18 protein-coding genes and 1 pseudogene are annotated in these 23,283 nt (G+C 62.7%); 10 read left to right on the top strand and 9 right to left on the bottom strand.

All coding sequences use genetic code 11. The features are described from left to right. Positions 1 to 22: 22 nt before the first annotated feature. Positions 23 to 844: an alpha/beta fold hydrolase gene (locus ONR57_RS06515; protein WP_265122288.1), complete on the top strand. Its 822-nt coding sequence runs from the start codon at positions 23 to 25 to the stop codon at positions 842 to 844. Here ONR57_RS06515 and ONR57_RS06510 read toward each other — a convergent pair. The 3 genes from ONR57_RS06510 to ONR57_RS06500 all read right to left on the bottom strand — a co-directional run bounded on the left by ONR57_RS06510 (position 817) and on the right by ONR57_RS06500 (position 2,278). Next, entirely contained in the window at positions 817 to 1,068 is a 252-nt protein-coding gene (locus tag ONR57_RS06510; RefSeq protein ID WP_265122287.1) for a hypothetical protein, read from the bottom strand. The genes ONR57_RS06515 and ONR57_RS06510 overlap by 28 nt on opposite strands. A gap of 219 nt (positions 1,069 to 1,287) precedes the next feature. Next, on the bottom strand, positions 1,288 to 1,932 hold the full coding sequence (locus ONR57_RS06505; protein ID WP_265122285.1) for a PRC and DUF2382 domain-containing protein: 645 nt from the start codon (positions 1,930 to 1,932) through the stop codon (positions 1,288 to 1,290). Positions 1,933 to 1,987: 55 nt separating this feature from the next. Next, complete coding sequence (locus tag ONR57_RS06500) at positions 1,988 to 2,278, bottom strand: hypothetical protein (RefSeq protein WP_265122284.1); 291 nt, start codon at positions 2,276 to 2,278, stop codon at positions 1,988 to 1,990. A 165-nt stretch (positions 2,279 to 2,443) separates the two neighbouring features. Here ONR57_RS06500 and ONR57_RS06495 point away from each other — a divergent pair, with 165 nt between their 5' ends. Further along, positions 2,444 to 3,241 (top strand): 2-oxo acid dehydrogenase subunit E2, encoded by a 798-nt coding sequence (locus ONR57_RS06495; protein ID WP_265122283.1) that lies wholly within the window; start codon positions 2,444 to 2,446, stop codon positions 3,239 to 3,241. Here ONR57_RS06495 and ONR57_RS06490 read toward each other — a convergent pair whose 3' ends face one another. The 6 genes from ONR57_RS06490 to ONR57_RS06465 all read right to left on the bottom strand — a co-directional run bounded on the left by ONR57_RS06490 (position 3,242) and on the right by ONR57_RS06465 (position 12,292). Beyond that, positions 3,242 to 3,625 (bottom strand): hypothetical protein, encoded by a 384-nt coding sequence (locus ONR57_RS06490; RefSeq protein ID WP_265122282.1) that lies wholly within the window; start codon positions 3,623 to 3,625, stop codon positions 3,242 to 3,244. Between the two features lie 134 nt (positions 3,626 to 3,759). Then, positions 3,760 to 5,487 carry a GAF domain-containing protein gene (locus ONR57_RS06485; RefSeq protein WP_265122281.1) on the bottom strand — a complete coding sequence of 576 codons (1,728 nt, stop codon included), beginning with the start codon at positions 5,485 to 5,487 and terminating at the stop codon, positions 3,760 to 3,762. An 88-nt stretch (positions 5,488 to 5,575) separates the two neighbouring features. Then, positions 5,576 to 7,990 (bottom strand): glycoside hydrolase family 65 protein, encoded by a 2,415-nt coding sequence (locus ONR57_RS06480; protein ID WP_265122280.1) that lies wholly within the window; start codon positions 7,988 to 7,990, stop codon positions 5,576 to 5,578. Continuing rightward, positions 7,983 to 8,780, bottom strand: a complete 798-nt coding sequence (locus ONR57_RS06475) for an HAD family phosphatase (protein ID WP_265122279.1) — start codon at positions 8,778 to 8,780, stop codon at positions 7,983 to 7,985. Before ONR57_RS06475 ends, ONR57_RS06480 begins: the two co-directional genes overlap by 8 nt. Next, on the bottom strand, positions 8,777 to 11,092 hold the full coding sequence (gene ppsA / locus ONR57_RS06470) for a phosphoenolpyruvate synthase (RefSeq protein ID WP_265122278.1): 2,316 nt from the start codon (positions 11,090 to 11,092) through the stop codon (positions 8,777 to 8,779). Before ppsA ends, ONR57_RS06475 begins: the two co-directional genes overlap by 4 nt. A gap of 213 nt (positions 11,093 to 11,305) precedes the next feature. Then, a complete protein-coding gene (locus ONR57_RS06465) occupies positions 11,306 to 12,292 on the bottom strand; it encodes a nitroreductase family protein (RefSeq protein ID WP_265122727.1) in 987 nt (328 codons plus the stop codon). Positions 12,293 to 12,469: 177 nt separating this feature from the next. On the opposite strand from ONR57_RS06465, the gene ONR57_RS06460 reads away from it, so the two are divergent. The 8 genes and pseudogenes from ONR57_RS06460 (at position 12,470) to ONR57_RS06425 (ending at position 23,271) form a co-directional block, all read left to right on the top strand. Next, complete coding sequence (locus tag ONR57_RS06460) at positions 12,470 to 13,816, top strand: wax ester/triacylglycerol synthase family O-acyltransferase (RefSeq protein WP_265122277.1); 1,347 nt, start codon at positions 12,470 to 12,472, stop codon at positions 13,814 to 13,816. Between the two features lie 131 nt (positions 13,817 to 13,947). After that, a complete protein-coding gene (locus ONR57_RS23285) occupies positions 13,948 to 14,838 on the top strand; it encodes a DUF302 domain-containing protein (RefSeq protein ID WP_308198659.1) in 891 nt (296 codons plus the stop codon). Continuing rightward, positions 14,835 to 16,244, top strand: coding sequence for a DUF4389 domain-containing protein (locus ONR57_RS06450; protein ID WP_265122276.1), 1,410 nt, complete (start codon positions 14,835 to 14,837; stop codon positions 16,242 to 16,244). The genes ONR57_RS23285 and ONR57_RS06450 overlap by 4 nt, the downstream gene beginning before the upstream one ends. After that, entirely contained in the window at positions 16,241 to 16,603 is a 363-nt protein-coding gene (locus ONR57_RS06445; protein ID WP_265122274.1) for a hypothetical protein, read from the top strand. Before ONR57_RS06450 ends, ONR57_RS06445 begins: the two co-directional genes overlap by 4 nt. A gap of 29 nt (positions 16,604 to 16,632) precedes the next feature. Next, positions 16,633 to 19,392 carry an HAD-IC family P-type ATPase gene (locus ONR57_RS06440; RefSeq protein WP_265122272.1) on the top strand — a complete coding sequence of 920 codons (2,760 nt, stop codon included), beginning with the start codon at positions 16,633 to 16,635 and terminating at the stop codon, positions 19,390 to 19,392. 119 nt (positions 19,393 to 19,511) lie between these two features. Then, positions 19,512 to 21,170 (top strand): annotated as a pseudogene (locus ONR57_RS06435) (SulP family inorganic anion transporter); the annotation flags it as partial. 266 nt (positions 21,171 to 21,436) lie between these two features. After that, positions 21,437 to 22,324: an alpha/beta fold hydrolase gene (locus ONR57_RS06430; RefSeq protein ID WP_265122270.1), complete on the top strand. Its 888-nt coding sequence runs from the start codon at positions 21,437 to 21,439 to the stop codon at positions 22,322 to 22,324. A gap of 83 nt (positions 22,325 to 22,407) precedes the next feature. Then, entirely contained in the window at positions 22,408 to 23,271 is an 864-nt protein-coding gene (locus ONR57_RS06425; protein ID WP_265122269.1) for a universal stress protein, read from the top strand. Positions 23,272 to 23,283 lie beyond the last annotated feature (12 nt).

Here is a 23,283-nt window from a genome sequence, read left to right as displayed (position 1 = left end):
GGAAGGTGGAGGACACAGCCGCATGGATCTCGCGTACCGGATCTACGGAGCAGGCCCGACGCTCGTATTGGTGCACGGCGTGGTGCACCGCCAGCAGGCCTGGACGCCTGTTATTCAGAAGCTTGCCGAGCATCGGCGAGTGGTGACCGTTGATCTGCCTGGTCACGGGCAATCACCGCACCTCGGTGAGGGGGACGATGCCGCACACATGATGGCCGACATCCTCGAGAACTTCATCGGCGAAGTCACCCCGCGTGGCGAGTTGGCCCACGTTGCAGGCAACTCCCTCGGCGGCTGGCTGGCGCTAGAACTCGCAGCGCGCGGTGCCGTTGCGTCAGCGACTGCACTCTCGCCAGCTGGATTTTGGCTGAACTCCCTCGATGAGCGGCGCACCGTCGAAACGTTCCGGGGCTTGCGCTTCGTGTCGCGAGCGCTCGGCCCGGTTCGCTTGCACGCGCTTCGGAACACAGCTGTGCGCAGCGCCGCGCTTGCGCCGTTCTTCAGCCGTCCGTGGCGCATTAGCCCGGAAGATGCGGCAGCAGACGCTGCCTCGCTTGCGAACAATGTCACCGCTGAGCGCGTTGCGGAGTCGACGTTCCAGCTCAGCGCACCTGTCGACGAATCCATCCCGGTGACGGTGCAATGGGGCGGGCTTGACTTCATTCTTCCCGTTTATCAGGCCTTTCGGGTGCGCGAGAAGTTCCCGCATGCGGATCTGGTCATCATGCCGCTGGCCGGGCATGTGCCGATGAACGATGACCCCGATGGTGTCGTCTCCGTGCTGCTCAAGGGCAGCGCGGTGCGGTCGGCTCCCGTTCAGCAGGTGGCCGCACCCGCAGCGTAACCGGGATCCTCAGGTCCGAATTCGAGCGCGCTGAGCCGATCCATAACGGAGGTCTGCGGGACCGAATACCCGTTTCCATTGTGGGCAGAGTGGCCATTATGTGCGGCGCCTGAGGCGTCCGCTGGCTCCTCACTGCACCCCTCGAGCAGGCCCAGCATGGACAAGATGTGGCGCAGATCGTCCGCGTCGGTGGCGTAGTGCGCAGCGACTTTCGCGGCTTTCACACACTGCTCGTGGCTTAAGGGGCCTCCCTTGTCAGTGGGAAGAATTGGTAGCGAACCTGACATAAGACCGTCCGGGAACTCAGCAGCCGCAGGGCTGAACACCATTTACCCTTCTAGTTTGAATTTCAACCGTGACGCCTTGTAAGCGGCGGAAGCCCCTTCCATGTAGGGACCTTGGTCCCTTTTGCGACGCTGCAGCGGGAGTCGGCCTCTGGTGACTCAACGCTCGGGCGTCCCCAGGCCAGTGTCGTCATCGCGCTCCACAACGTACTCTTCACGCTCCACGGGCACATCGATGGTCTGGGTCTCATGCACAACGCGGCGCCGCAAGCGCATCCCGGGCGGCTGCTGTGGCACTGGCGGCTGTGCGGGTGGTTCGTCTGCTGGCGTGCGCTCATCGCGCTCGGGCACGGCGGGCACAGCAGAAACTGTCTCGGAGCTAGGTTCTTCGGCCAAGGGTTCTTCGGCCAGCGGTTCCTTTGCTGGTCTTTCTTGCGGTGGGGCGTCGCGCAGGGTGACAGGTTCGCCCGCCTGTTGCACATTCGGATCTTGGTATGGCAGCCCGTAGTACCGGAACAGTTCTGCTTCCTGATGCGGCGATAGGTCTCCCTCGTTGCCGACATCGGGCGCGTCCTTCACCGTGTCCTTCGTGAAGGGGAAATGCACTCCTTCGTCATCCATGTGGGCTTCCGCCAGCGGCACGAGGGATTCTTTCATGCCCAACAACCCGGTGCGCAGCGCTACCCAGGACGGTTCATTCGTTGAGTTGTCGATGTAAAGGTCGGTAACCTTGCCGATCTTTTCACCGTCGGAACCATAGCCAGTCATCCCAACGATTCTGTCGACGTCAGTATTGCGAGCCATCGATATCTCCTCTCCCAAGGGTTCTCAGACTCGAACTACCCGCTCGTAGCCGCGACTAACGTGGAGCGTTGTTCGCCGCGGAAGCCGCGATCGCGCGCAAGATCGCGGGGGAGTAGTAACCCACGGTCCCGCTGACTTGCGCTGCGAGGTGCAGATGTTTGGGATTAGATACCTCGTCGGGGACGCATTCTTGAGCGGGTTCGGTGTCGAGGAGCCCAAGCATGTCGAGGAGCTGTCGAAGATCGTCCGCATCTGTTGCGAAGTGCGCCGTGATCAATGCGGCGCGACGCCTGCTGATGTCATCCGAGCTTGGGTCGCTACTGGGCGGCAGGCAATCGCCGTTCATGGAAGCCCCTCTGTGCACACACGAAAGCGGTCGGCGGTGTATCTAGTCTGCGCTGGCGCCCATGTCAGCCACTACAGCATTGCGGCATTGCCCTTAGGGCCTTTGGTCACTTACTTGCTGACGCGCTCTGCGCGATCCTGAAGATCTACGGCAGAGGAGATTCAGATGCAGGGTGGCAGAATCCGTGGCTGGCGAAAACTGGCCCGAGCGACGTGGCGTGCCCCAATCGATCCACAGTTCGTCGGTGAACTCGACGTAGACGCCGGCGCCCTCGTCGAGTACATGCGCGCTGAACGAGAACGGACTGGCGAACGGATTACGATGACGCATCTCATCGGGAAAGCACTTGCTTATGCGCTGGCAGCAGTTCCTGCAGCGAACGTCCGGATCGCTCGCGGCCGCGTGATCCCGCGTGACTCCGTTGACGTGTTCTTCATCGTTTCGTACTCGAATGGCACAGAGCTTACCGGTGTGAAGATCGCGGAGACGGAAAGAAAGCCTGCGGCCGCTATTGCACGCGAACTCGCGGACCACGTCGCCGGGATCGAACGCGGGGATGACACTCAGCTTGGGCGCGGCAAACAGATGATGTCGGCGCTTCCGGTCCCAATGCTACGTGTGGTTCTGCGCCTGGCAGGATGGCTGACTTCAGACCTCCATCTGGATCTCAAGAAACTGGGGATGCCCCGCGACGCGTTCGGCTCCGCGATGGTGACCTCAGTCGGAATGTGGGGCGTGAGCAGGGCGATTTCACCATTAGCGCCGTATTACAAGGTGCCCGTTCTGCTACTCGTCGGAGCTGTGGCTGACCGACCCGTGGCCCAAGACGGTGCGGTCGTCGTACGTCCCCTGTTGACGCTGACAGCGACGTTCGACCATCGATACCTCGACGGAAGCCACGCTGCCCAGCTCGCAGCAGCCATGCGTGCATTCTGCGCAGATCCGGGAAGATACGACTCCTGATCAGCGGAGGCTGAAGGTCACGGGAGCCCCCGTGGCCGGAAATCGCTGTCCCATCGAATCGAGAAATCGGCGAACAGTAGTCTGCGCGGCAGCCGGCAGGCCGCGCGGAGTGAGTACCTCGACGGTGAGCGGGGTGAGGGTAGCGCGCTCGGCGCGTGGCCACGATGCCCGGACAACCAGTCCCTCGGCGGGGAGCGAGCTTGTGCGCAGGATACGGGCAACACGAGAAGCAACTTCACGTGTGCCGGCCACAAGCTTCTGAGTATCGGCTGAACTATCAGAGTCGTCGTGGCGTGACGTCGCCTGGCCTGTGAAGAGTGCGTAAGCGCGGCTGCTCAACCGGTAACAATCACCGGGGAGGCACTGGATCTCGATTGTCGCCATGTCGCGGAGTTCCCCTCAGGCTAGTTGATCAAACACGTGGTGGTTTCGTATCTGAGGGTTCCAGAGGGCCCGCGGGACCTGCGCGGGCATAAAGTCACATTCTGGACTGACGTTCGGCCCCAAGGTGGGAATCATCAGGGCAGCGGCACTGACCAGTGCACTCGTGTCCCGCCAGAATCAGACGCGGTCACGCTGCAGGTGCCGTTGTATTCCTCGGCTCGTGACGACATGTTCTTCAGGCCGCTGTGTGGCACGTTGTCAGGTAGCCCCACGCCGTCATCGGTCACTGCGATGGTGAGGTCGTCGGCGACCGAGACCTGCACGGTGATCGTCTTTGCCTCCGCATGACGGACCGCATTGCTCACCGCCTCACGAAGCACTGCTTCCGCGTGATCAGCGAGCGCTGCGTCGACAACAGAAAGCGGGCCCGACACGTGAACGACTGTGCGCACCGGGGTTGAGCCCGTCAATTGTGCGATCGCCTCGTCGAGACGCTGACGCAGCTTCGTTGCTCCCGGCGCGCCACCGTGGAGGTCGAATATGGCGGTTCGTATCTCCTGAATAACGTGCTGGAGGTCTTCCGTGGCGTCGGTGATTCGTTCACGCACTTCCGGGGTGCGCGTGCGCGGGATCGCGCTCTGCAGACTCAAACCAATTGCGAACAGACGCTGGATGACGTGGTCGTGGAGGTCCCGGGCGATCCGGTCACGGTCAGCAATGATGTCGAGTTCTCGGACGCGGCTTTGCGCCTCCGCGTGCTGCAGTGCAAGCGCCGCCTGGTCGGCAAACGCCACCATCATGGCAACTTGCTCGTCTGTGAACGGTGGGCTGGCGGCGGTGCGAATGATGACGAGCAGTCCGGTGACTGTCTCCTCGGCGCGCAGCGGCAGAATCAGGGTTGGTCCCGAATAATCAGCCGACAGCCAGGAAAGCTGTTCATGCAGGTTATCAGTGCGCTGCGGATTCTGTTCGATGAACGCGGACGCGAAAACCCGTTGCCCGAGCGACACCGCACGGCCCGAGATCTTCGCCGATGTACTGCTGGTTTCAGTGACAATGAGTTCCTCGACCTCAGAATAGGGTTGTTCCGGGTCGGCGGGCAGCGCGAGGAACGACAGCGCGGCGTCCCCGAGTTTATTCGCACGCCCTACGACTCGGCCCAGCACAACGTCCGGGTCGTACCCGGCCAGAAGTTCAGTGCTGATATCGCGCGTCGCCTCGATCCACGATTGCCGCATCTGCGACTCTTCATACAATCGGGAGTTCGCTATCGCGATACCGGCGGCTGCCGCGAGCGCTTCAACGAGCACTTCGTCATCGGCGTTGAATGGCTGACCGTCCCGCTTCTCGCAAAAATACAGGTTCCCGAAGACCTCGTCGCGAATACGCACGGGGACACCGAGAAACGTTTTCATCGGCGGGTGGTGCGCAGGAAAACCAACCGACGAGGGATGCTTCGACAAATCATCCATCCGGATGGGTTTCGGCTGATCGATTAACAGCCCGAGCACACCCTTGCCGGCAGGCAAGGCACCAATCTGTTCGCGTGTCTTCTCGTCGATGCCTTCGTAAATGAACTCCACGAGCGAATGCCCGTGTCCACGAACACCGAGTGCACAGTACTTCGCATCCACAAGTTCTCTGGCTCGGTGCACTATCGCCCGAAGTGTCACGTCGAGTTCGAGACCTGACGTGATGACGAGCATCGCTTCCATGAGACCGTCTGTGCGGTCTTTCGCGTCAATCATTGCTTCGATGCGCTGCTGGGTTTCGCGCAGCAATTCGCGCAGACGTAACTGGGATAGGGTCTCCCGGACGGGGTTTCTTCCTTCGCCGTTCGGCTCAGAGCTAGAAGGCACCATAAACCACATTGTGTCACTGACCACGTGGGCCGTCACCATGGATTCGGCCCACATCAGTGCCCCGGTCCTGCGGCAGAGGCCGGCGGCGCTATGCGAGCCGGGCAAACGCCGGCTCGAACGATGCCTTTTCGCCTGGCGAGAGCGTGACAACGCGATCGTGGCACTCGACTGTGACTCTCGGGTACGCACCAGCAGCTGCACTGATGGTCAGACTCGTCCCGCGCGCGCTGACGGTGAACCAGCCGCCGCGGTAACGGAATCCGAAGGACACGTCACCGAAGGAATCGGGAAAACACGGCGCGAAGATGACCCGTTCGTCCCGGAACTCGAGGCCCGAGTAGCACCGCTGGACGATGTCAATGCTCCCGGCCATCGCAGCGAGGTGGATCCCCTCAGATGTGGTCCCGCCCTGTATGTCTGAGAGATCCGCCTTGAGTACATGCTCGTACAGTTCGTCAGCTTCGCGGCGGTGTGCCCTCGCCAAAACCCAGGCATGGACAACTGAACTAAGCGTCGAGCCATGTGAGGTTCGGGCCAGGTAGTAGTCGATCATGCGCGGCACGTTTTCGCGAGCCAAATGGTAGCCCAGGCTCTCTAACAGCGCCGTCAGTTCCGGCACTGAGAAGAGATAGAGCAGCATGAGGACGTCGGCCTGCTTGGATGCCTGGTACCGGGTGATGTCGTCAGCTTCTGCTTCAAGGATCCGGTCAAGCCGCTGAATATTGCCATAGCGTGAGCGGTAGGCTTCCCACGGGAGCTCCGCGAGTTTCTCGTAGCCCGCAAATTGACTGATGATGCCACCGTCGTGGAACGGTACGTAGAGCCGCCGTGATACCTCCTCGAGGTGCGCGAGTTCCGTGTCGCAAAGCCCAAGTCTGCGCTCCAGCTCCGCACGGGCACGGGAGTTCACGATACGCAGCGCCGCCAGCGCTCGCTGAATAGTCCATGCTGCGAGCACATTCGTGTAAGCATTGTCGTCGACACCCTCGTGCGGAGCCTCAGGGTATCCGGCGTGGAACTCGTCTGGCCCGATCACGCCGCGGATGTGGTACCGGCTGTCGGCGGGGTCGTATTGAGCGAAGCTGCCCCAGAAGCGTGCGACGTCGAGAAGCATTTCGGCGCCATAATCAGTGAGGAACTCGACGTCAGCGGTCACCTGGTAGTACTGCCACACCGTATAGGCGATCGCGAGCCCCACATGGTGCGCACGGTGGCTCGCATCGGGCAGCCAGCGGCCGGATCTTGGGTTGAGGTGCAGGCTCTGGCTCTCCTCACCGCCGCTGCCGCCTGACTGCCAGGGGAACATGGCGCCAATGTAGCCGCGTGCGTGTGCTGCCGCGCGCGCCTCAGGAAGCCGCCGGTACCGATACTTGATAAGAGCGCGTGCAAGGGCAGGCATCCGGAGACTGAGGCCAGGCAGCACAAACAGTTCGTCCCAAAAGATGTGCCCCCGATATGCTTCGCCATGCAGCCCGCGCGCTGGAACACCGGCATCGAGTTCCTGAGTGTGTGGCGACAGTGTTTGCAGCACGTGCATGAGGTGAAATCGCACGGTCCGCTCGGCCACATCGTGGCCTGAGAGGCTGCAGTCCCACTTGAGCCACAGCGCTTCCCACGCGGTCACGTGGTCGGCGAGTAACGCTTCATAGGTGTCAGCACGGACGATTATCCGCCCCGCGTCGCCGCCTGGCGCCCCTCGCGCCGGATCCCGGCTCGTGCAGATCGCGACCGTTTTTGTGAGCGTCACCGGATGATCGGGGGACGCGGGTGCGACGGCGCTGTGCCCAATGCGGTTGCGGTCGTGTACAAGCTCCAGTTCGCACTCAGTCGGGTGAGCGTCTGCGACGACGTGATTGCGCATGGCGACGGCGATGCGGATGTGCGAGCTTGTAGTGCGTGTTTCGAGGAGCGCGAATTCTCTGCCAAGCGAGCGGGTTTCAGCTGGTTCGAGGTGACGCCGCGACAGGTCGCGGTAGCGCTCAACGAGGTCGTTGGCGACGTCCCCGTCGACGCAGGATCGCAGCTCAAGTTGTCCCGTCCAATTCAGCGGTCTAGCCGTGGTTTTGAGCGCCGCCACATGTGGGTGGTGCATGGATGCGAAGCGCTGCTGCGTGACGTGGGTGTCGCGGCCAGCGCGGTCGGTGAACGTGAATGTTCGAGTCAGCACCGCATGTCTGATGTTAAGAGTCTGCTTGTAGCCGTGTACAGCATGTGTCTCAGGCGAAAACCACTCGTCATCTCCTTCAGCGCGGACCTCCACAGGCAGCCAGTTCGGTACATTCACCAGGCTTTCGTTGGTGACCGCGACGCCACCGACAGTGTCGTCAAGGCGATTGAAGAGCCCAGCAATGTAAGTGCCCGGGTAATGCGATTGGCCCGCAGGCATTTCGGGTGCTGCACCACGCGTCGCGAGGTATCCGTTCCCGACGGTGCAGAGCGCTTCACGCAGTTTCTCGGCACTTGCGTCGTAGCCGTCGAACTCGAGGTGCCAGGTATCAACCATTGCTGGTTTCCTCGCTTTCAACTCTGATGTACGCGGCGTCAGAGACCACCACGTCCGCACCCGCATGCCGTAGCCGCTCGTTGCTGCCGGAGCGATCTATCCCGATGATCAGACCGAATCCACCACGACGCGCGGCGATCACACCGGCGGCCGAATCCTCGACAACCGAAGTGCGTGCCGCTGGGCAGCCGAGCCGTTCCGCGGTCTCCAGCAGAACAGCTGGGTCAGGTTTTCCCTTCAGACCGAGCTGCACAGCGGTGACGCCGTCGACCGTGACAGGGAACAACGAGCCGAGGCCAGCCGCATGCAGGACAGTGCGACAGTTCCGGCTTGCCGAGAAAAGGCCTGTCTTGAGCCCCGCGCGCTGCAGCATGCCAACGAGGCCGACTGTGGACGGGTAAGCAGTGACTTGTGCTGACGCGAGCAGCGCCAAAAACAGCTCGTCCTTGCGCCGCCCGAGCCCGTAAACCGTTTCTTGGTCTGTGCCATCACCTGCGGCACCCATCGAAACCGTGATTCCGCGGGCCGTGAGGAAGTCAGCGACGCCCGCGTGGCGCGGCTTTCCGTCGACGAATTCGGCGTAGTCCGCAGGCGTGAACGGGCTGTGATCCTCGCCGGGCCGCAACGGGCGCGACGCGAGATAGCTGTCAAAGAGCTGCGCCCAGGCCTGCGCGTGCAGCTCTGCGGTGTCGGTGACCACGCCGTCGAGGTCGAATATCACCGCCTCGATGACACTTCGCCGAATTCGCGCGACTGACGCATCGGTCTGCGCGGTAACGGAGAGGCTCATCTGGCTGGCCCCGCCTGATCCGGATTTCCCAGTGCCTTGTCGAGCAGCACGCGCTGTTCCGCGGCGGCGACCGCACCACGCACCTCCGCGGCCACATCAGGATTCACCGAAATCGACGTAATGCCCATGCGGACGAGCCGCTCCGCGAACCCAGGGCGCGTTGATGGCGCCTGACCACAAAGCGATGATGTAATCCCGTGGGTGCGCGCTATCCGCACGATGCGTTCGATCGCGTCGAGAACGGCCTCATCGGCTTCATCGAAGAGTTCCGAACACTCCTCGGAGTCACGATCGACGCCGAGCATGAGCTGCGTAAGGTCGTTGCTGCCGATGGACACCCCGGTGATACCGAGCGTGATGTACTGCGGCAGCCAATACACAACGGACGGCACTTCCGCCATAACCCAGCGCTGCAGATGCCGGTCCCGGGCTAGCGGGCTCGCGTTGATCAGCTCGAGACATTCCTGCAATTCCCAGCGAGTGCGCACGAATGGGATCATCAAGTGTACGTTTGGGGAGGTCTCGCGCACGCGCCGCAGCACCTCGAGTTCAAGCTCGAACAGATCTGGTTCATTGATGTATCGGTAGCAGCCTCGGTAGCCGATCATCGGATTGCTTTCCACAGTCTCGAACTGGTCACCGCCAGTGAGGCCGCGGAACTCGTTGGTACGCAGGTCCGTAGCCCGATAGATCACCGGCTTTGGGGCGAAGGCTGCGGCGATCTTTCCGAGCGATTCCGCCATTTTCGCCACAAATGTTTCTTGCTCACCGTGAGCGAGAAGATCGCGCGGATGCCGGCCATCAAGGGCCTGCGTCAGCATGAACTCGGCACGCAGTAACCCAACCCCATCGACGGGCAAAGCTGCGACGGCTTCAGCCCGATCCGGCATCGCCAGGTTGACGTAGATCTTGGTGGCGGTGGGGAGCGTCACCTGGGCAGGTGCCGCAGCAGGGGCTGACGCCGGCTGAACCGACTGTGTCCTGCGCCCAGCGGCAACGGTGCCGCGGTCGCCGTCGACTGTCACAACTTGACCGTCTTGCAGCTGGGTCGTCGCGTCCCGGGTACCGACCACGCACGGCACGCCGAGTTCACGCGCGACGATGGCTGCGTGGCACGTCATCCCGCCACTGTCGGTGACAACGGCAGCCGCACGCCGAATTGTTGGGATCCAGTCGGGGTTTGTCATCGGCGCGACCAGAATCTCGCCATCGTGCAGGCGGTGGCCAGCGCTGGGCATCGCAAGCACGCGCACCGTTCCGCTCGCGGTACCCGGCGCTGCGCCGAGGCCAGCTACGAGAATCTCCCCCTTCGAATCTGACGTCGCAGGACCGGGCTGCACACCGAGCGTGGTGATCGGACGGGCCTGCACAAACCAGAGTGCGCTCCCGCTTTCGGTGGTCTCACCGTCTCGCGGGGCATACACCCACTCGACGTCTTGTGGTGTGCCATAGTGCTGTTCGGCACGCACGGCAAGTTCAGCTATCCGTGCAACCTCGTCGTCGTTAAGGACGCGATGCTCACCCGACTGCATCGCTACCTGCTTGTCGCCACCGTCCTCGTCGGCGACAATGGCGAACTCTTGATGGCCCCGGTGCACCTTCTCAATTCGAAGATCAGGCTTGCGCACCGCATAGTGGTCGGGTTCAACCGCGCCCGACACGACCACCTCACCCTGACCGAAAGCACCTTCGATGACGATGTGGTCGCGAGCCCCCGTGATCGGGTCAGCCGTAAACGCGACCCCGCTGCGCCCGGCGGTCAGCATCTTCTGCACCACCACCGCCATTGCAGGCGCGGTATCCATGTTCTGGCTTGCGCGGTAATTGATGACGCGGGGGGTGAAAAGTGATGCCCAGCAGCGCAGCACAGCATCATGCAGCGCATCCGCACCGCGGACATTTGTGAACGAGGCGTTCATTCCCGCGAACGACGTGGCGGAGCTGTCCTCCCCAATCGCAGACGATCGAACCGCGACGGGGACGTCGTGACCCAGGTCGGTGTACGCGCGCAAAAGTTCCGCCAGTACAGGCTCGGCGACCCCCGCCTTGGAGACCAGCGACTGCATCCGTGAACACAACTCATCCAATTGCGCGCTGTCCTGGGCAGCGCTGATTGCCTCGTGGTGGAGGGTGGCGAGCTCGTCCGCCACGCCACCGTCCTTCATCGACGTCCAATAACCGCCGCTCAGCACAGTGAAGCCGCCGGGAACCGGCAGTCCCGCAGCGATGAGTTCGCCAAGGTTCGCGCCTTTGCCGCCTGCGACTGCGGCGTCAGCAAGTGTGAGATTGTCCAGTGTGCGCACGTATTCCATGTGTTTAAGCCTTCCGGCAGCGAGGCCATCGTCAGAGGGGAGAACGATCGTGATTGAAGGGACTCGAGTCGCCTCTACTGAGGACTTTGTGCTCTGCCTGGCACGTCAGCGCGAGCACAGTCCCGTTCGCCGGGAGTTTTGACACTTCGCTAAACCCGCTGCGAAGTCTGTATGGCTCCTGCGGCGGTACGGGACGGCGAGGTGTGTCCAGTGCTATGCACCGAGCGGCCGGATGAAGTCGTCGACCGCGCGGCGCGGTGTGGGAGGCAGCGGGTCAGCGTTGATGTGCGCCCAGCCCACTCGAACGGCGATCTGCGGCACGCCGGTGTCATGCAGCACGTCGTTCTGTACAGCCTCTCGAGTCGCCCGTACTTCGAGAGGTTCCGTGATAGGGCAGGACGCGAGGCCCAGCGCCGTCGCCTCAAGCATCACAGCGCTCGACGCCTCACCTGACCGCAGCCGCGACAGCACGTCATCGGATGCGGTCGTGAGCATGATGATCTCGGCTTCGTCGCTCGCCGCATCGGTGCCCGGCGCGGGCGACAGCGCAGGCCACGCGAAGCGACGCGCCGAGATGCCCTCAGCTGTCACCTCGGCCAGCGGGGTGTTTTGTGACGGCACGCCTTCCGGGGATCCGTGGCGCCCGCTCCAGGTAGCCAGTTCTGCCTGATACGCGGCATCAGTGGTATGCAGGTCTACAGCTTCGCGGATGAGTTCCGCGAAGCGGCTCTGCGATTCCAAGACCCGGAAGACAACGCCTTCGTTCTCGGCTGCTTCACCGAGGCGGGCCAGGTACTCCGGCGGGACCGGCCAGGCACTGTAGTGACGGCGATCTGTGCGCCGCCGCGGTATCGCCGCCGCGAGGGCGATCTCGTGCTGCGTGGGCTGGCGGCGGTGCAATTCAAGTGCGGCCACGTGGTCTTTGTCCGCAGGATTCGGGAATCGGTGCACGACCGACCGCCAGCCGAGCGCGGCCAGCGCGATCCGGACGTGGTGAAGTGCTGCGCCGCAGCTCAGCATGAGGTCACGCTGGTCAGGATCGGTGTGACGCAGGTGCAGCGACCGGTCGGCGTACAGGTTGATGCTCTCGTCGCCGATGCGCCACAGCCACGGCTGTGTGTTGTGCACGGAGGGGGCACGAACGGCCAGCGACACCGCGGTTCGGATCGTGTCAGCGTCGGGCATGTGGCTGTTATCCATGGCGAACTCCTGGACTTGATTCTCGGCTACTGAGAAGAATCGTCCGGCGTCGCGCAGCTGCCGAGTAGAGCCGAAGGCTTCTATCGGGTGGGACCTTGGACTCTTACGCCCGATTGAGGAGCCAGCGACGATCGATTTATCCATTCGTCGCGCGTACCAGAACGGTGGCAGTCGGCCATGACGCAAGAGCACCTGAGCCCCCTCGATGCGCTTTTTCTCGAGTTAGAGGAAGGTGACGAAAATGCGACCCTGTTTATCGGCGCGGTCGCAGAGCTGAACGCGGAAGCGCCGTCGCGCGCTGACGTCATCCTCGCTCTCCTTCGCCGCCTGGATGGATTCCCGTACGCGCGCAAACGAGTCCATCCGAGCTGGACCGGACTGCAGCCCCCAGTGTGGGAGAACGACCCGGATTTCGACATCGAACACCACGTTTTCACGTTGGCGCTGCGCGATGAAGACGACGCTGAAAACACCCAGATTTGGCAAACCGTCGCAGATATCATGGCTGCGCCGCTCGACCACTCTCGTCCCCTATGGCAGTTTTGGCTGATCGATCGGCCGGGGCACGCCGCCTCGATCGCTATTGTGAAACTGCACCACAGCATCGCCGACGGCATCTCCGCGGTGCACATCCTCACCGGATTGTGCGACCACGGACCTCCGGCACACGCGGCCTCTCCAGCACGTCACCGTCAGCAGCGAGCCGTCGGCGTCTCAAGCGTCCTCAGCGGGTTCGCAACTCGCCTTACACGCCCGGTGACAGCGGTTCAGAACGTCGCCGCAGGTGTGCACGGCCTAGTGACGAATCTGATTGTCCCCGCTTCGAAATCGACCCTCGTGGGCCCAATATCGGCAAGTCGGCGTTACAGCGTCGCGGCAGTGAGCCTGAGTACTGTGGGCGCGATTCAGCGGCGGTATCAGGTGACCATCAACGACATCGCCCTGACCGCGATAACGACAGCATTCCGGAAAGCATTGATCCGGCGCGGAAACGTGCCGAACGCGCGGCAAGTGCGGGTGCTCGTCCCCGTATCGGTACGTTCTTCTCACGGCGACTTCGGCACGAACAACAAGGTCTCCGTGATGTTGCCGTTCCTTCCAGTGGACGTGGGCGACGTGGTCGAACAGCTAATGCGTGTCCATTCCGTGATGAACAAGGCAAAAGGGAGCGGTCAGGCACATGCGGGTCAATCTGCCACATCACTCGCACGATTTATCCCGTTCCAGCTTTTCGCGCGGACCGTTCGGATCATGTCGCGCTTTCCGCAGCGAAGCCTCGTGGCAGTGGCAACAAACGTGCCAGGCCCGCGCGCAAAGCTGGAGTTCCTGGGCCGAGAGGTCAGCGCGGTGTATCCGTTCGTCCCCATCGCCGTTCATATCCGGACGAGTATCGGGATCTTGAGCTACGCGGACACTCTGACCTTTGGTATTACCGGAGACTACTATCGCATGACCGACACGGCGCTCTTTGCTGACGATATCCGGGGTGCAATCGCGGAACTCGCTGCCGCGGCGAGCTCTTGAAATTGGCCTAATTCGTGACCTTGGACCCCAATGGCAGTGGCTCTTTGCTCTAAAGAGGGGACGGCCGAGCCAGTGGAATGGACAGTATCCCGGTTCTGCCCGTCGTCCGCTGCTGCCCGAGGAGAGGCACAATGTCGTACGAAATCACGGTTTCCGAAACGGCTCCGCGCACCGCGCTCAGCCTCCGCACCGTCATCGACGCCGACAAGGTGCCGCAAGAAGTCGCGCGGCGGATGCGGGAGCTTGCCGAAGCGGCGAGTGCCGCGCAAGTGGTCGCGACCGGCTCTCCGGCTGTGACGTATCTGGCTGATTTCGCCCCGGACAACCGCGTTCCAGTACATCTGTTTCTGCCGATCAGAGATGACCACGCAAGTGCCGCGGTGGAGACGGCGCCGGAAACTGCGGTGATAACGCTGCCGGGCGACCTCTGCGCGCACACGCTGCACCGGGGTAGTCGCGACACAATCTGCGACGCGTACCACGCATTGGAGAAGTGGATAGGCGCCGCGCGGTTCCGCGTGAACGGACCACCAACTGAGGTGTACCTAGTCGGCCCGGGTGAAGGCGCTGATCAGCGGAATTTCGTCACGGAAGTCCGGCTGCCAATCGTGCCCGAGATCGCGATGCAAGCGACGATGCGGATGCCCTTTCCTGAGGCTCTGATACGCACGCGGCATGCACTGGCCGAGCACGGCTTCGGCATCATTACTGAGATCGATATGAAGAAGACCTTCGCGGAAAAGCTGGGTGAAGGGTTTTCCAATTACGTCATCCTGGGTGCTTGTAACCCCGGCCTCGCCCGGCGCGCCCTCGCCGCAGACCCGCAGGCGGGTTTGTTCCTGCCGTGCAACGTCGTGGTGCGGGATCACCCGACTGAGACGGGCGCTGTTGTGGTCGATGCGCTGGATCCTGAGGCACTGGTCAATGCGGCACACGTGCATGCCCTCGAACGCGTCGCGCCAGAAGCGCTGTCGCGCCTCAGCGCCGCGATCCAATCGTTGCGTGAGGAGAACAATCAATGAAGGCAGGAAGGATCGTGCTGATCGTTATCGGCACGCTGCTCGCACTAGGGGGTCTGCTTGCGCTCGCAGGCGCCGCGATGCTGGGCTGGGCAACCCTGGCACAGGGTCGTGACGGGTACATCGAAACGCCGACAGAGCGATATGAGAGCTCCGGGACGGCAATCGTCTCGGAACCGTTCACGATCACCTTTGACGAGCCGCTGCCACGTTTCGTGCGGGAACGTCTGGGAGACATCCGCATTACCGCACAGGCAGCTGATCCGGGCGGCGAGGTCTTTGTCGGTATCGCCACTCAGGGTGATGTCCGCGATTACCTGCTCGGGACGGCGCACTCAGAGCTGCGCGAAGTGCGGTTCAGTCCATTCCGGGCCCGCTATCACCAAGTCCCCGGCACCGGCACGGCAGCTTCTCCGACCGCGCAGGATTTCTGGGAGGCTTCCGCGACGGGCCAAGGACCACAAGATGTGACATGGGAGCCTCAACCAGGCACATGGCTGATTGTCGTGATGAACGCCGACGGAACCGCTCCCGTCACCGCTGAGGTCACCGCGGGTGCGCACTCCGGCCTCCTCGGGCCGGCCGCGCTGATAACGCTCGCCGCAGCGGTGATCTTACTTGGTGTGGGCGTGCCGCTCGTCGTGATCGGCGCCCGCGGCATCGACACCACGCCTGCTGGTCCGCCCAGCCCGGCGCCGGGAGGCCTGGAAGGCCGGGGAGGTTATGTCGCGCCGGCAACTCTAACCGGTATGCATTACCCGGCCAGTCTTCGCGGCGAGCTTGCTGTGCCGCCATCTTCGCGCTGGCTATGGCTTGTCAAATGGCTGTTGCTGATACCGCACTACATCGTTCTCTTCTTCCTTTTCATCGCGTTTGCCGTGCTCACCATCATCGCTGGCTTCGCCATCCTGTTTACGGCACGCTATCCGCGGTGGATATTCGACTTCAACGTGGGCGTCCTCAGATGGTCCTGGCGAGTCAGCTTCTACGGGTACGCGGCGCTCGGCACCGATCGTTACCCGCCTTTCACGCTCCATGCTGTTGACTATCCAGCTGAGTTCGACGTCGAGTATCCGGAGCGCCTATCGCGCGGGCTGGTCCTGGTCAAGTGGTGGCTGCTCGCGATCCCGCACTACCTTGTGCTCGCCGTTCTCGTAGGCGGGGTGGCGATCGCGGTGTCGGCAGACGGGCGGTCGGTGCTTTCCGTCTCCCTCCTCGGACTACTGGTGCTCGTCGCGGCGGTGAGTCTGCTGTTTCGGGGTACGTATCCGCAGCCGTTGTTCAGCCTCATCATCGGGATCAACCGCTGGGTGTTCCGCGTCATGGTCTACGCCGCCCTCATGCGAGATGAGTACCCGCCGTTCCGGCTTGATCAGGGTGCTACCGAGGTGCGTGACTCACTCCCATGAATACGCTGGCCGGAACATTCCTCATCGTGCACGGCCTCGTGCATTGGAGTGTATGGATCAGCCCTGGGCAGCCCCACGCGCGCAGAACCGATGACCCGCGGTTTTCGTGGCTCGCACGGCGCTGGGGCATCGAAGCGAAAGCGAGTTTCGTTGCGGTGGGGCTCGCGGGACTATCGGCGCTGACCTTCGTCGGCGCAGGCTTAGGCCTGTTGCTCGGGTCCAGTTGGGCCCCGTTCCTGGCAGTCATCGGGGCCCTCACCTCACTCGTGCTGTGCGTCGGCTTTTACCACACCTGGCTAGCTTTCGGCGTTGTCGTAAATCCCGTGATTATGGCGTCGATCGTCGCCACCCACCTGTGATCTTTCGTTGAAGAGGAGAAACGACTGAAATGACCGACCAGGCCGTAGCGAGCGATGATCGCATCACTGGTAGCCACACAATGGAAGCCGACGAACTTGCCGCGCTGCTCGAAACGGACCTGCAGTATGGACTGAGCGGAAGCGTCGCTGCCGAGCGCAAGGACCGTGTTGGCGGAAATGTCTTGCCCCGCTTCGACCGTCGCTCGCCATGGCTGCGGTTCGTTCTGCAGTTCAATCACCCGCTCATCTACGTACTGATTGTGGCCGCGGCGGCGACGCTGCTCGTCGGCGAGGTCGTTGATGCGAGCGTGATCGCCGGCGTTGTCCTGCTCAACGCGGTTATCGGGTACATCCAGGAGTCACGAGCGGAAAAGGCACTGGATGCGCTGCTCACCCTGACGAAGACGCACAGCGTGGTAATACGCGAAGGCGTGCACCGGCGGGTCGCTTCTGAGGATCTGGTGCCAGGCGACATCGTCGTCCTCGAAGCCGGTGACAAAGTGCCGGCTGATCTTCGGCTCTTCGCTGTGCACGCGCTCGAGATCGACGAGTCGGCGCTTACCGGTGAGTCTGTCCCCGTTGTGAAGGCTCCTGGGCCGCTACCGGATTCGGCCGAACTCGGGGATCGGGCGAACATGGCGTATTCGGGCACATTGGTGACACGCGGACAGGGGATGGGCATAGTTGCAGCAACTGGTGCCGACACCGAAATAGGCCACATACATCGGCTAATCGGTAGCGCAGCAACGCTACAAACGCCACTTACGCGGCGCCTGACGAAGTTCAGCAAAGTGCTGACCGTCGCGATCCTCGTTCTCGCCGCCGCAGCATTCGTACTGGGGCTGGCAAGAGGCGAGTCTGCCACATCGATGCTCACCGCAGTCGTGGCTCTCGCGGTCGGGGCTATCCCTGAAGGACTCCCGGCAGTCGTGACAATCACTCTCGCGATCGGGATGGCCCGTATGGCGCGCCGACGCGCGATCATCCGGACCCTTCCCGCAGTCGAGACGCTGGGGAGCACCACCGTTGTCTGTACCGACAAAACTGGAACGCTTACCGCGAACGAGATGACGGTGACAGCGGCGTGGGCTGGCGGGTGCACGTACGCACTGGACGGCGCCGGATACGCCCCGCGGGGTGCGGTCACCGCGATTGATGGAAAGAAGTCGTCTGCGCCGCCCGGGAACAACTCCGCGTTGCGAGAGCTCTTTATCGCCGGTGCGCTGTGTAACGACGCCGTTCTTACTGAGCACGAGGGACAGTGGAAGCTGGTCGGCGACCCCACTGAAGGAGCCCTTCTCACCGCAGCGCTCAAAGCCGGAGAAGACGTCACAGCGCTGCGGAGCAATGTGCCCCGCCGCGGCGTGCTTCCCTTCGAATCCGCCACCCAGTACATGGCAACGTTGCACAGCAGTGACGATCCCGGCCGGCCGAACAGTGGCGTGGTATACGTCAAAGGTTCAGTGGAGCGGATACTGCAGTTCGCCACCACCGAACTCACGGTAACTGGAACGCCCCGGCCACTCGACCGGGCGCGCGCTGAGGCAATGGCGAACTCTCTTGCCCAATCGGGGCTGCGTGTACTGGCATTCGCCCGGCTTGAGATCACACATCGGGGAGCGCACCTCAGCGAGTCGCTAATAGCGGGTCAGCTGACCCTTATCGGACTCCAGGGCATGGTGGACCCGCCGCGGCCGGATGCGATCGACGCTGTCCACACCTGCCGAAAGGCCGGGATCCGGGTGAAGATGATCACGGGTGATCATGCGGCGACAGCGCGTGCGATCGCGAGCCGTTTCGGTATCGGGGGAGACAACCGCGCGCGGGTGGTTACAGGCGCTGAACTCGCTGCATGCCCCATCCGAGACCTTCCCGAACTCGTTGAGAGTGTGGATGTGTTTGCGCGCGTGACCCCGGAGCAGAAGCTGCGGCTCGTCGAATCGTTGCAGAGCAGCGGTCATGTGGTCGCGATGACAGGTGACGGTGTCAATGATGCGCCAGCCCTGCGGCGTGCTGACATCGGCATCGCGATGGGCCGTGCCGGAACAGAGGTGGCCAAGGAGTCGTCCGACATGGTGCTGACGGACGACGATTTCGCGTCCATCGAAGCGGCGATCGAAGAAGGCCGCGGAGTCTACGACAATTTGCGGAAGTTCATCACCTTCATCTTGCCAACCAGCCTCGGCCAGGGCCTGATCATTCTCGCGGCTATCGCTCTCGCAGCGCAGCTGCCAATCCTTCCTGTACAGATCTTGTGGGTAAACATGACTACCGCCGTTGCTCTTGGTCTGGTGCTCGCGTTCGAACCCCTCGAGCGCGGGATTATGAGACGTGCGCCGGTTCCCGCGTCCAGGCCACTGCTGAGCCGGGCTGTTGTATGGCGAATCATCACTGTGTCCGCGATTATGGTGGTCGCTGCTTTCACGATGTTCGAGTGGCTGCTGCAGAACGGCGTGCCGATCGAAGAAGCGCGAACTGTGGCTGTGAATGTGATCGTCTTCATCCAGGTCGCGTATCTGATCAATTGCCGTTCCCTCGCTAGCTCCGCATTGCGCACTCCGCTGTTCAGCAACAAGTGGCTCACAATTGGTATCGCTGTGATGATCGTTCTTCAGTTGATCTACACGTACACGCCCGTCATGAACACGCTGTTTCACTCCGCGCCTATCTCGCTGGAAGCGTGGCTCGCCATCGGGGGTATCGCGGTCCTCACATTCGCGGCGGTGGAGACTGAGAAAGCGCTGAGACGGTGGTCGGCCCGGCATGCACGCAGGAGTCTGCGCCCGTGACGCCGCTGGCACGGAAAGTGTCCAAAGGCCCCTAACATTTCACGACGATCGGCCCTCGTATCGCACACAGGCAAGTCCGAGGCTTGAAGAAACAGAAAAGTTCTCGCGGAGGAGCCGATGTGCGGGATGAGTGGAAGGCGCGTCTGCGCGCCGTGCGGCCGTTCCCGCGCGGCGCCGAACGCTCCGACCTGATCGCGGGCATCTCTGTCGCCGCCTACTTAGTTCCGCAAGTTATGGCATACGCCGCCGTGGCCGGGCTTCCGCCCGTGACCGGTTTATGGACGATTGCTGTGGCATTGGTGGTATACGCCTGCCTCGGGTCATCGAGGCAGCTATCGGTAGGTCCGGAATCCACGACCGCGCTGATGACAGCAGTCGCCATCGGCCCCCTCGCCGGTGGAGACCCAAGCAGGTATGCGGCGCTCGCATCGACGCTGGCGCTGCTCGTCGGTGTTGTGTGCCTCGCCGGATGGCTGGCTCGTCTCGGCTTCGTCGCTGACCTCTTATCACGGCCCGTACTCGTTGGCTACATGGCCGGGATCGCGGTGATCATGGTCGTCAGCCAGCTAGGCAAGGTAACTGGGACCGATGTCAGCGGCACATCGGTAACGGGTGAGGTTGGCGATTTCGTGCGGCAACTGCCCAATGTGCATTGGCAGACTCTGACGGTGGCCGCCGCGGTGCTCATTGTGCTGGTCTTCGGGACGCGGTGGTGGCCGAAGGTTCCTGTCACCCTCGTTGCTGTGCTCGCGGCCTCTGCCGTCACCGCGCTTTTTTCCCTCACAGATATTGGGCTGGCCGTGGTTGGGGACATGCCGCGCGGCTTCCCGGTCCCGGCATTCCCCGATATTTCGGTGCATGACGTGGGGCTGCTGGTCCTTCCCGCCATCGGTGTAGCGATCGTCGGCTACTCGGACAATGTCCTCACCGCCCGTGCGTTTGCGGCGCGCAATAAGTACCGCATCGACGCGCAGCGCGAGCTCTTGGCCTTAGGGGTGGCAAACCTCGCCGTGGCTTTCGCAAGGGGCTTCCCGGTAAGCAGCAGTGCGAGCCGCACAGCGGTCGGTGACGCGTTCAGAAGCAGATCTCAGGCGCATTCACTCGTCGCACTGGCAGTGGTGGTAGTGGCGCTGTTTCTCGGCGGCCCAGTTCTAGAATCCTTCCCGCTTGCCGCACTCGGGGCGCTGGTGATCTTCGCGGCTGTCCGGCTTATCGACATCAACGAGTTTCGCAGGATCGGGCGTTTTCGCCGCAGCGAGTTGATGATCGGGCTGACCACCACGATTGCTGTGCTTACCGTCGGTGTGCTGGGTGGTGTGCTGGTCGCAGTGGCGCTATCGATCCTGGATGTGCTGCGCAAGGTGGCCCGCCCACATGACGCGATCCTGGGGTATCCGGCCGGAGTTGCGGGCATGCACGATATCGATGACTATCCGGACGCGGTTCGGATCCCCGGACTGGTGGTGTATCGCTATGACGCACCGCTCATCTTCGCGAACGCGGACAACTTCCGCCGTCGCGCACTCGCAGCGCTGGACGAGGCACCAGAAAAGCCGGAGTGGTTTCTTCTCAACGCGGAAGCGAACATCGAAATTGACCTGACCGCGATGGACATGCTGACCGACCTCTACACGGAACTGAAAGGGCGCGGAGTGGTGTTCGCGCTGGCGCGAGTCAAACAGGAACTCCGTGAACCGCTCGCCGCTGGGGGGTTACTGGAGAAGATTGGCGAGGGACGCGTATATCCGACGTTGCCGACCGCGGTTGCGGCCTATCGCGCGGCATGCGAAAGCCGGAACGAAGCCGAACCAGCGCAGGGCCCGCATGGGCCGCCGGTCCCGGACGTATTGGCCCAGCCGGATCACGGGAATGGGCGGACTCGGGGATGCGTTTCAAATACTGAGATCCCCGGTAATGGCGGGGAAGCAGACTCCGCCAGCCGGTTAGCCGCAGGTTCTGGACGTCGCGTGAAGCTAGCGCAGGCCAGAACAACGCGAACTGTGGCCGGACGGCTGGCGGGGGAGTCGCTCAAGGAGGAGCGGTGATGGTGGTCAAGTGTGGTCCAGCCCCAACGCGGCTGGCGTTCCTGAGAGCGCGTATTGACGGCGCCGTGGTGCGCTACCTGACCGGCGGGGCGGGAGCCCCCCTGGTCTTCCTGCATGGTTGGGGTGTTTCCACGAAGACTTATCGTAAGAGTCTCGAGGCGCTCGCTGACCGCGGATACCGCGTGTATGCCCCAACGCTGCCCGGCTTCGGGGGCGCTGAAAGGCTCAAGGTTGGACGGGCCACGCTGGGGCACTACGCCGACTGGGTTGCCGACTTCATTCGAGATGTCGTGCCGGCGCATAAGTCCCAGGGGGTGACACTCGTGGGGCACTCCTTCGGCGGAGGTGTCGCCATCACAACCGCGCACGACCACCCCGACCTTGTTGCTCGCTTGGTGCTTGTGAACTCGATTGGCGGATCCGCATGGACTGATTACCGGGGAATGGCCCGGACACTGCGGGAACGCCCGCTGTGGGACTGGGGCCTGCACCTTTCCGCGGATTTGTTCCCGCTGCGTCAGGTCACCCGCGTGCTTCCGGTTATCATCCGTGACGCGGTACCAAACCTGCTGCGGAACTTTCCGGCGGTGTGGCATGCCGGAAACCTCGCACGGGGCGCAGACCTGCGACGGGAGCTGGAGGTTCTCAAGCAGCGACGGCTTCCCATGATTATCGTTTGGAGCAAGCGCGACAACGTCATTCCCGATGCAGCAACAGCGGCGCTGCGCGCAGCGTCTGGTGAAGCTACCGCGATCACCGTGGAAGGCACGCACGGCTGGCTGCTTTACGATCCGAACGGGTTCGGCGAAGTGATCACCAACGTCATCGGAGCGGCATCGGCGATTGCCCAAGAAAGTGACACACTCATCGCTGATGTCGGGACTTAAGTCCCTGCACTGCGGTGCGCCGCAGCGGCAGGATAGAGACACAAGGCTGCGTCAAGGTCGCCGTGTGAGTTGAGGAGAATCGCATGAATGAAAACCTGCCGGTCACAGCGGGTGTCGACGGTTCTGAAGAGTCATATGCGGCGGTGCGGTGGGCGGCGCGTGAGGCACTCGTGACCAATCGGCGGCTGGTGCTGTTGAGCGTCGCTGGCGGCTACCTATCCACCTGGATGCCGGCGAGCTACTTCGAAGATATCGAACGCGACAGCTGGGCGGCGCTTGAGCGGGCAGAACGTGTCGCGCGCGACGAAATCGGCGAGAGCACATCTCTCGATATCGGTAAGCAGCTGACCAAAGGTCCGCTGGTGCGGGAACTCGTACACGCGTCCGAGCGAGCGCACAAACTCGTCGTGGGTGCGCGGGGCGGCAACGAGTCAGGGCTGCCGCGAGTAATCGGATCGACCGCTGCGGGGCTCGCAGCCCACGCGGCGTGTCCCCTCGCGATCATCCCACTCCATGCCGAATACGCCACGGCGAACCGAATCGCGGTGGGAATCGACGGTAAACGCCGCAGCGACAACGCGATTGGTGTGGCATTCGAGGAGGCTTCCGCGCGGGGCGCGGAACTTGTCGCCGTATACACGTGGGAAGAGGCGGGCTTCTCGTCAGCTCTCGCTGGACACGACTTTCCGTGGGATGAAGCGCGCATAGCCGAAGAAATCATCTTGGCCGAAGCCCTCGCCGGCTGGAGTGAAAAGTTCCCGGACGTCGACGTCAGCCGGACGGTCGTCTCCGACAACGCCGCGCGGACACTCGCGAAGTTGTCGGCAACTGTCGACTTGGTGATAGTGGGCAGCAGCGGACGGGGCGGATTCATGGGCCTGATACTCGGCTCAACGAGCATTGCCCTGCTCGATACTGCACAGTCGCCGCTGTTGATCGTGCACTGATACCGTCGGAGA

The sequence above is a fragment of the Hoyosella sp. YIM 151337 genome (genome assembly GCF_026041215.1).
Classification (GTDB): domain Bacteria; phylum Actinomycetota; class Actinomycetes; order Mycobacteriales; family Mycobacteriaceae; genus Hoyosella.
The sequence above is the reverse complement of the archived record's forward strand: the minus strand, read 5'-3'. Positions and strand labels throughout refer to the sequence as shown.

Bases quoted from the DNA above. Each gene is read 5' to 3' on its own strand.
- ONR57_RS06490 (WP_265122282.1), bottom strand. From the start codon at position 3,625: ATGGCGACAATCGAGATCCAGTGCCTCCCCGGTGATTGTTACCGGTTG.
- ONR57_RS06465 (WP_265122727.1), bottom strand. From the start codon at position 12,292: ATGGATAACAGCCACATGCCCGACGCTGACACGATCCGAACCGCGGTG.
- ONR57_RS06445 (WP_265122274.1), top strand. From the start codon at position 16,241: ATGAATACGCTGGCCGGAACATTCCTCATCGTGCACGGCCTCGTGCAT.
- ONR57_RS06515 (WP_265122288.1), top strand. From the start codon at position 23: ATGGATCTCGCGTACCGGATCTACGGAGCAGGCCCGACGCTCGTATTG.
- ONR57_RS06500 (WP_265122284.1), bottom strand. From the start codon at position 2,278: ATGAACGGCGATTGCCTGCCGCCCAGTAGCGACCCAAGCTCGGATGAC.
- ONR57_RS06475 (WP_265122279.1), bottom strand. From the start codon at position 8,780: ATGAGCCTCTCCGTTACCGCGCAGACCGATGCGTCAGTCGCGCGAATT.
- ONR57_RS06505 (WP_265122285.1), bottom strand. From the start codon at position 1,932: ATGGCTCGCAATACTGACGTCGACAGAATCGTTGGGATGACTGGCTAT.
- ONR57_RS23285 (WP_308198659.1), top strand. From the start codon at position 13,948: ATGTCGTACGAAATCACGGTTTCCGAAACGGCTCCGCGCACCGCGCTC.
- ppsA (WP_265122278.1), bottom strand. From the start codon at position 11,092: ATGGAATACGTGCGCACACTGGACAATCTCACACTTGCTGACGCCGCA.
- ONR57_RS06480 (WP_265122280.1), bottom strand. From the start codon at position 7,990: ATGGTTGATACCTGGCACCTCGAGTTCGACGGCTACGACGCAAGTGCC.
- ONR57_RS06460 (WP_265122277.1), top strand. From the start codon at position 12,470: ATGACGCAAGAGCACCTGAGCCCCCTCGATGCGCTTTTTCTCGAGTTA.
- ONR57_RS06485 (WP_265122281.1), bottom strand. From the start codon at position 5,487: ATGGTGCCTTCTAGCTCTGAGCCGAACGGCGAAGGAAGAAACCCCGTC.
- ONR57_RS06430 (WP_265122270.1), top strand. From the start codon at position 21,437: ATGGTGGTCAAGTGTGGTCCAGCCCCAACGCGGCTGGCGTTCCTGAGA.
- ONR57_RS06495 (WP_265122283.1), top strand. From the start codon at position 2,444: ATGCAGGGTGGCAGAATCCGTGGCTGGCGAAAACTGGCCCGAGCGACG.
- ONR57_RS06440 (WP_265122272.1), top strand. From the start codon at position 16,633: ATGACCGACCAGGCCGTAGCGAGCGATGATCGCATCACTGGTAGCCAC.
- ONR57_RS06450 (WP_265122276.1), top strand. From the start codon at position 14,835: ATGAAGGCAGGAAGGATCGTGCTGATCGTTATCGGCACGCTGCTCGCA.
- ONR57_RS06425 (WP_265122269.1), top strand. From the start codon at position 22,408: ATGAATGAAAACCTGCCGGTCACAGCGGGTGTCGACGGTTCTGAAGAG.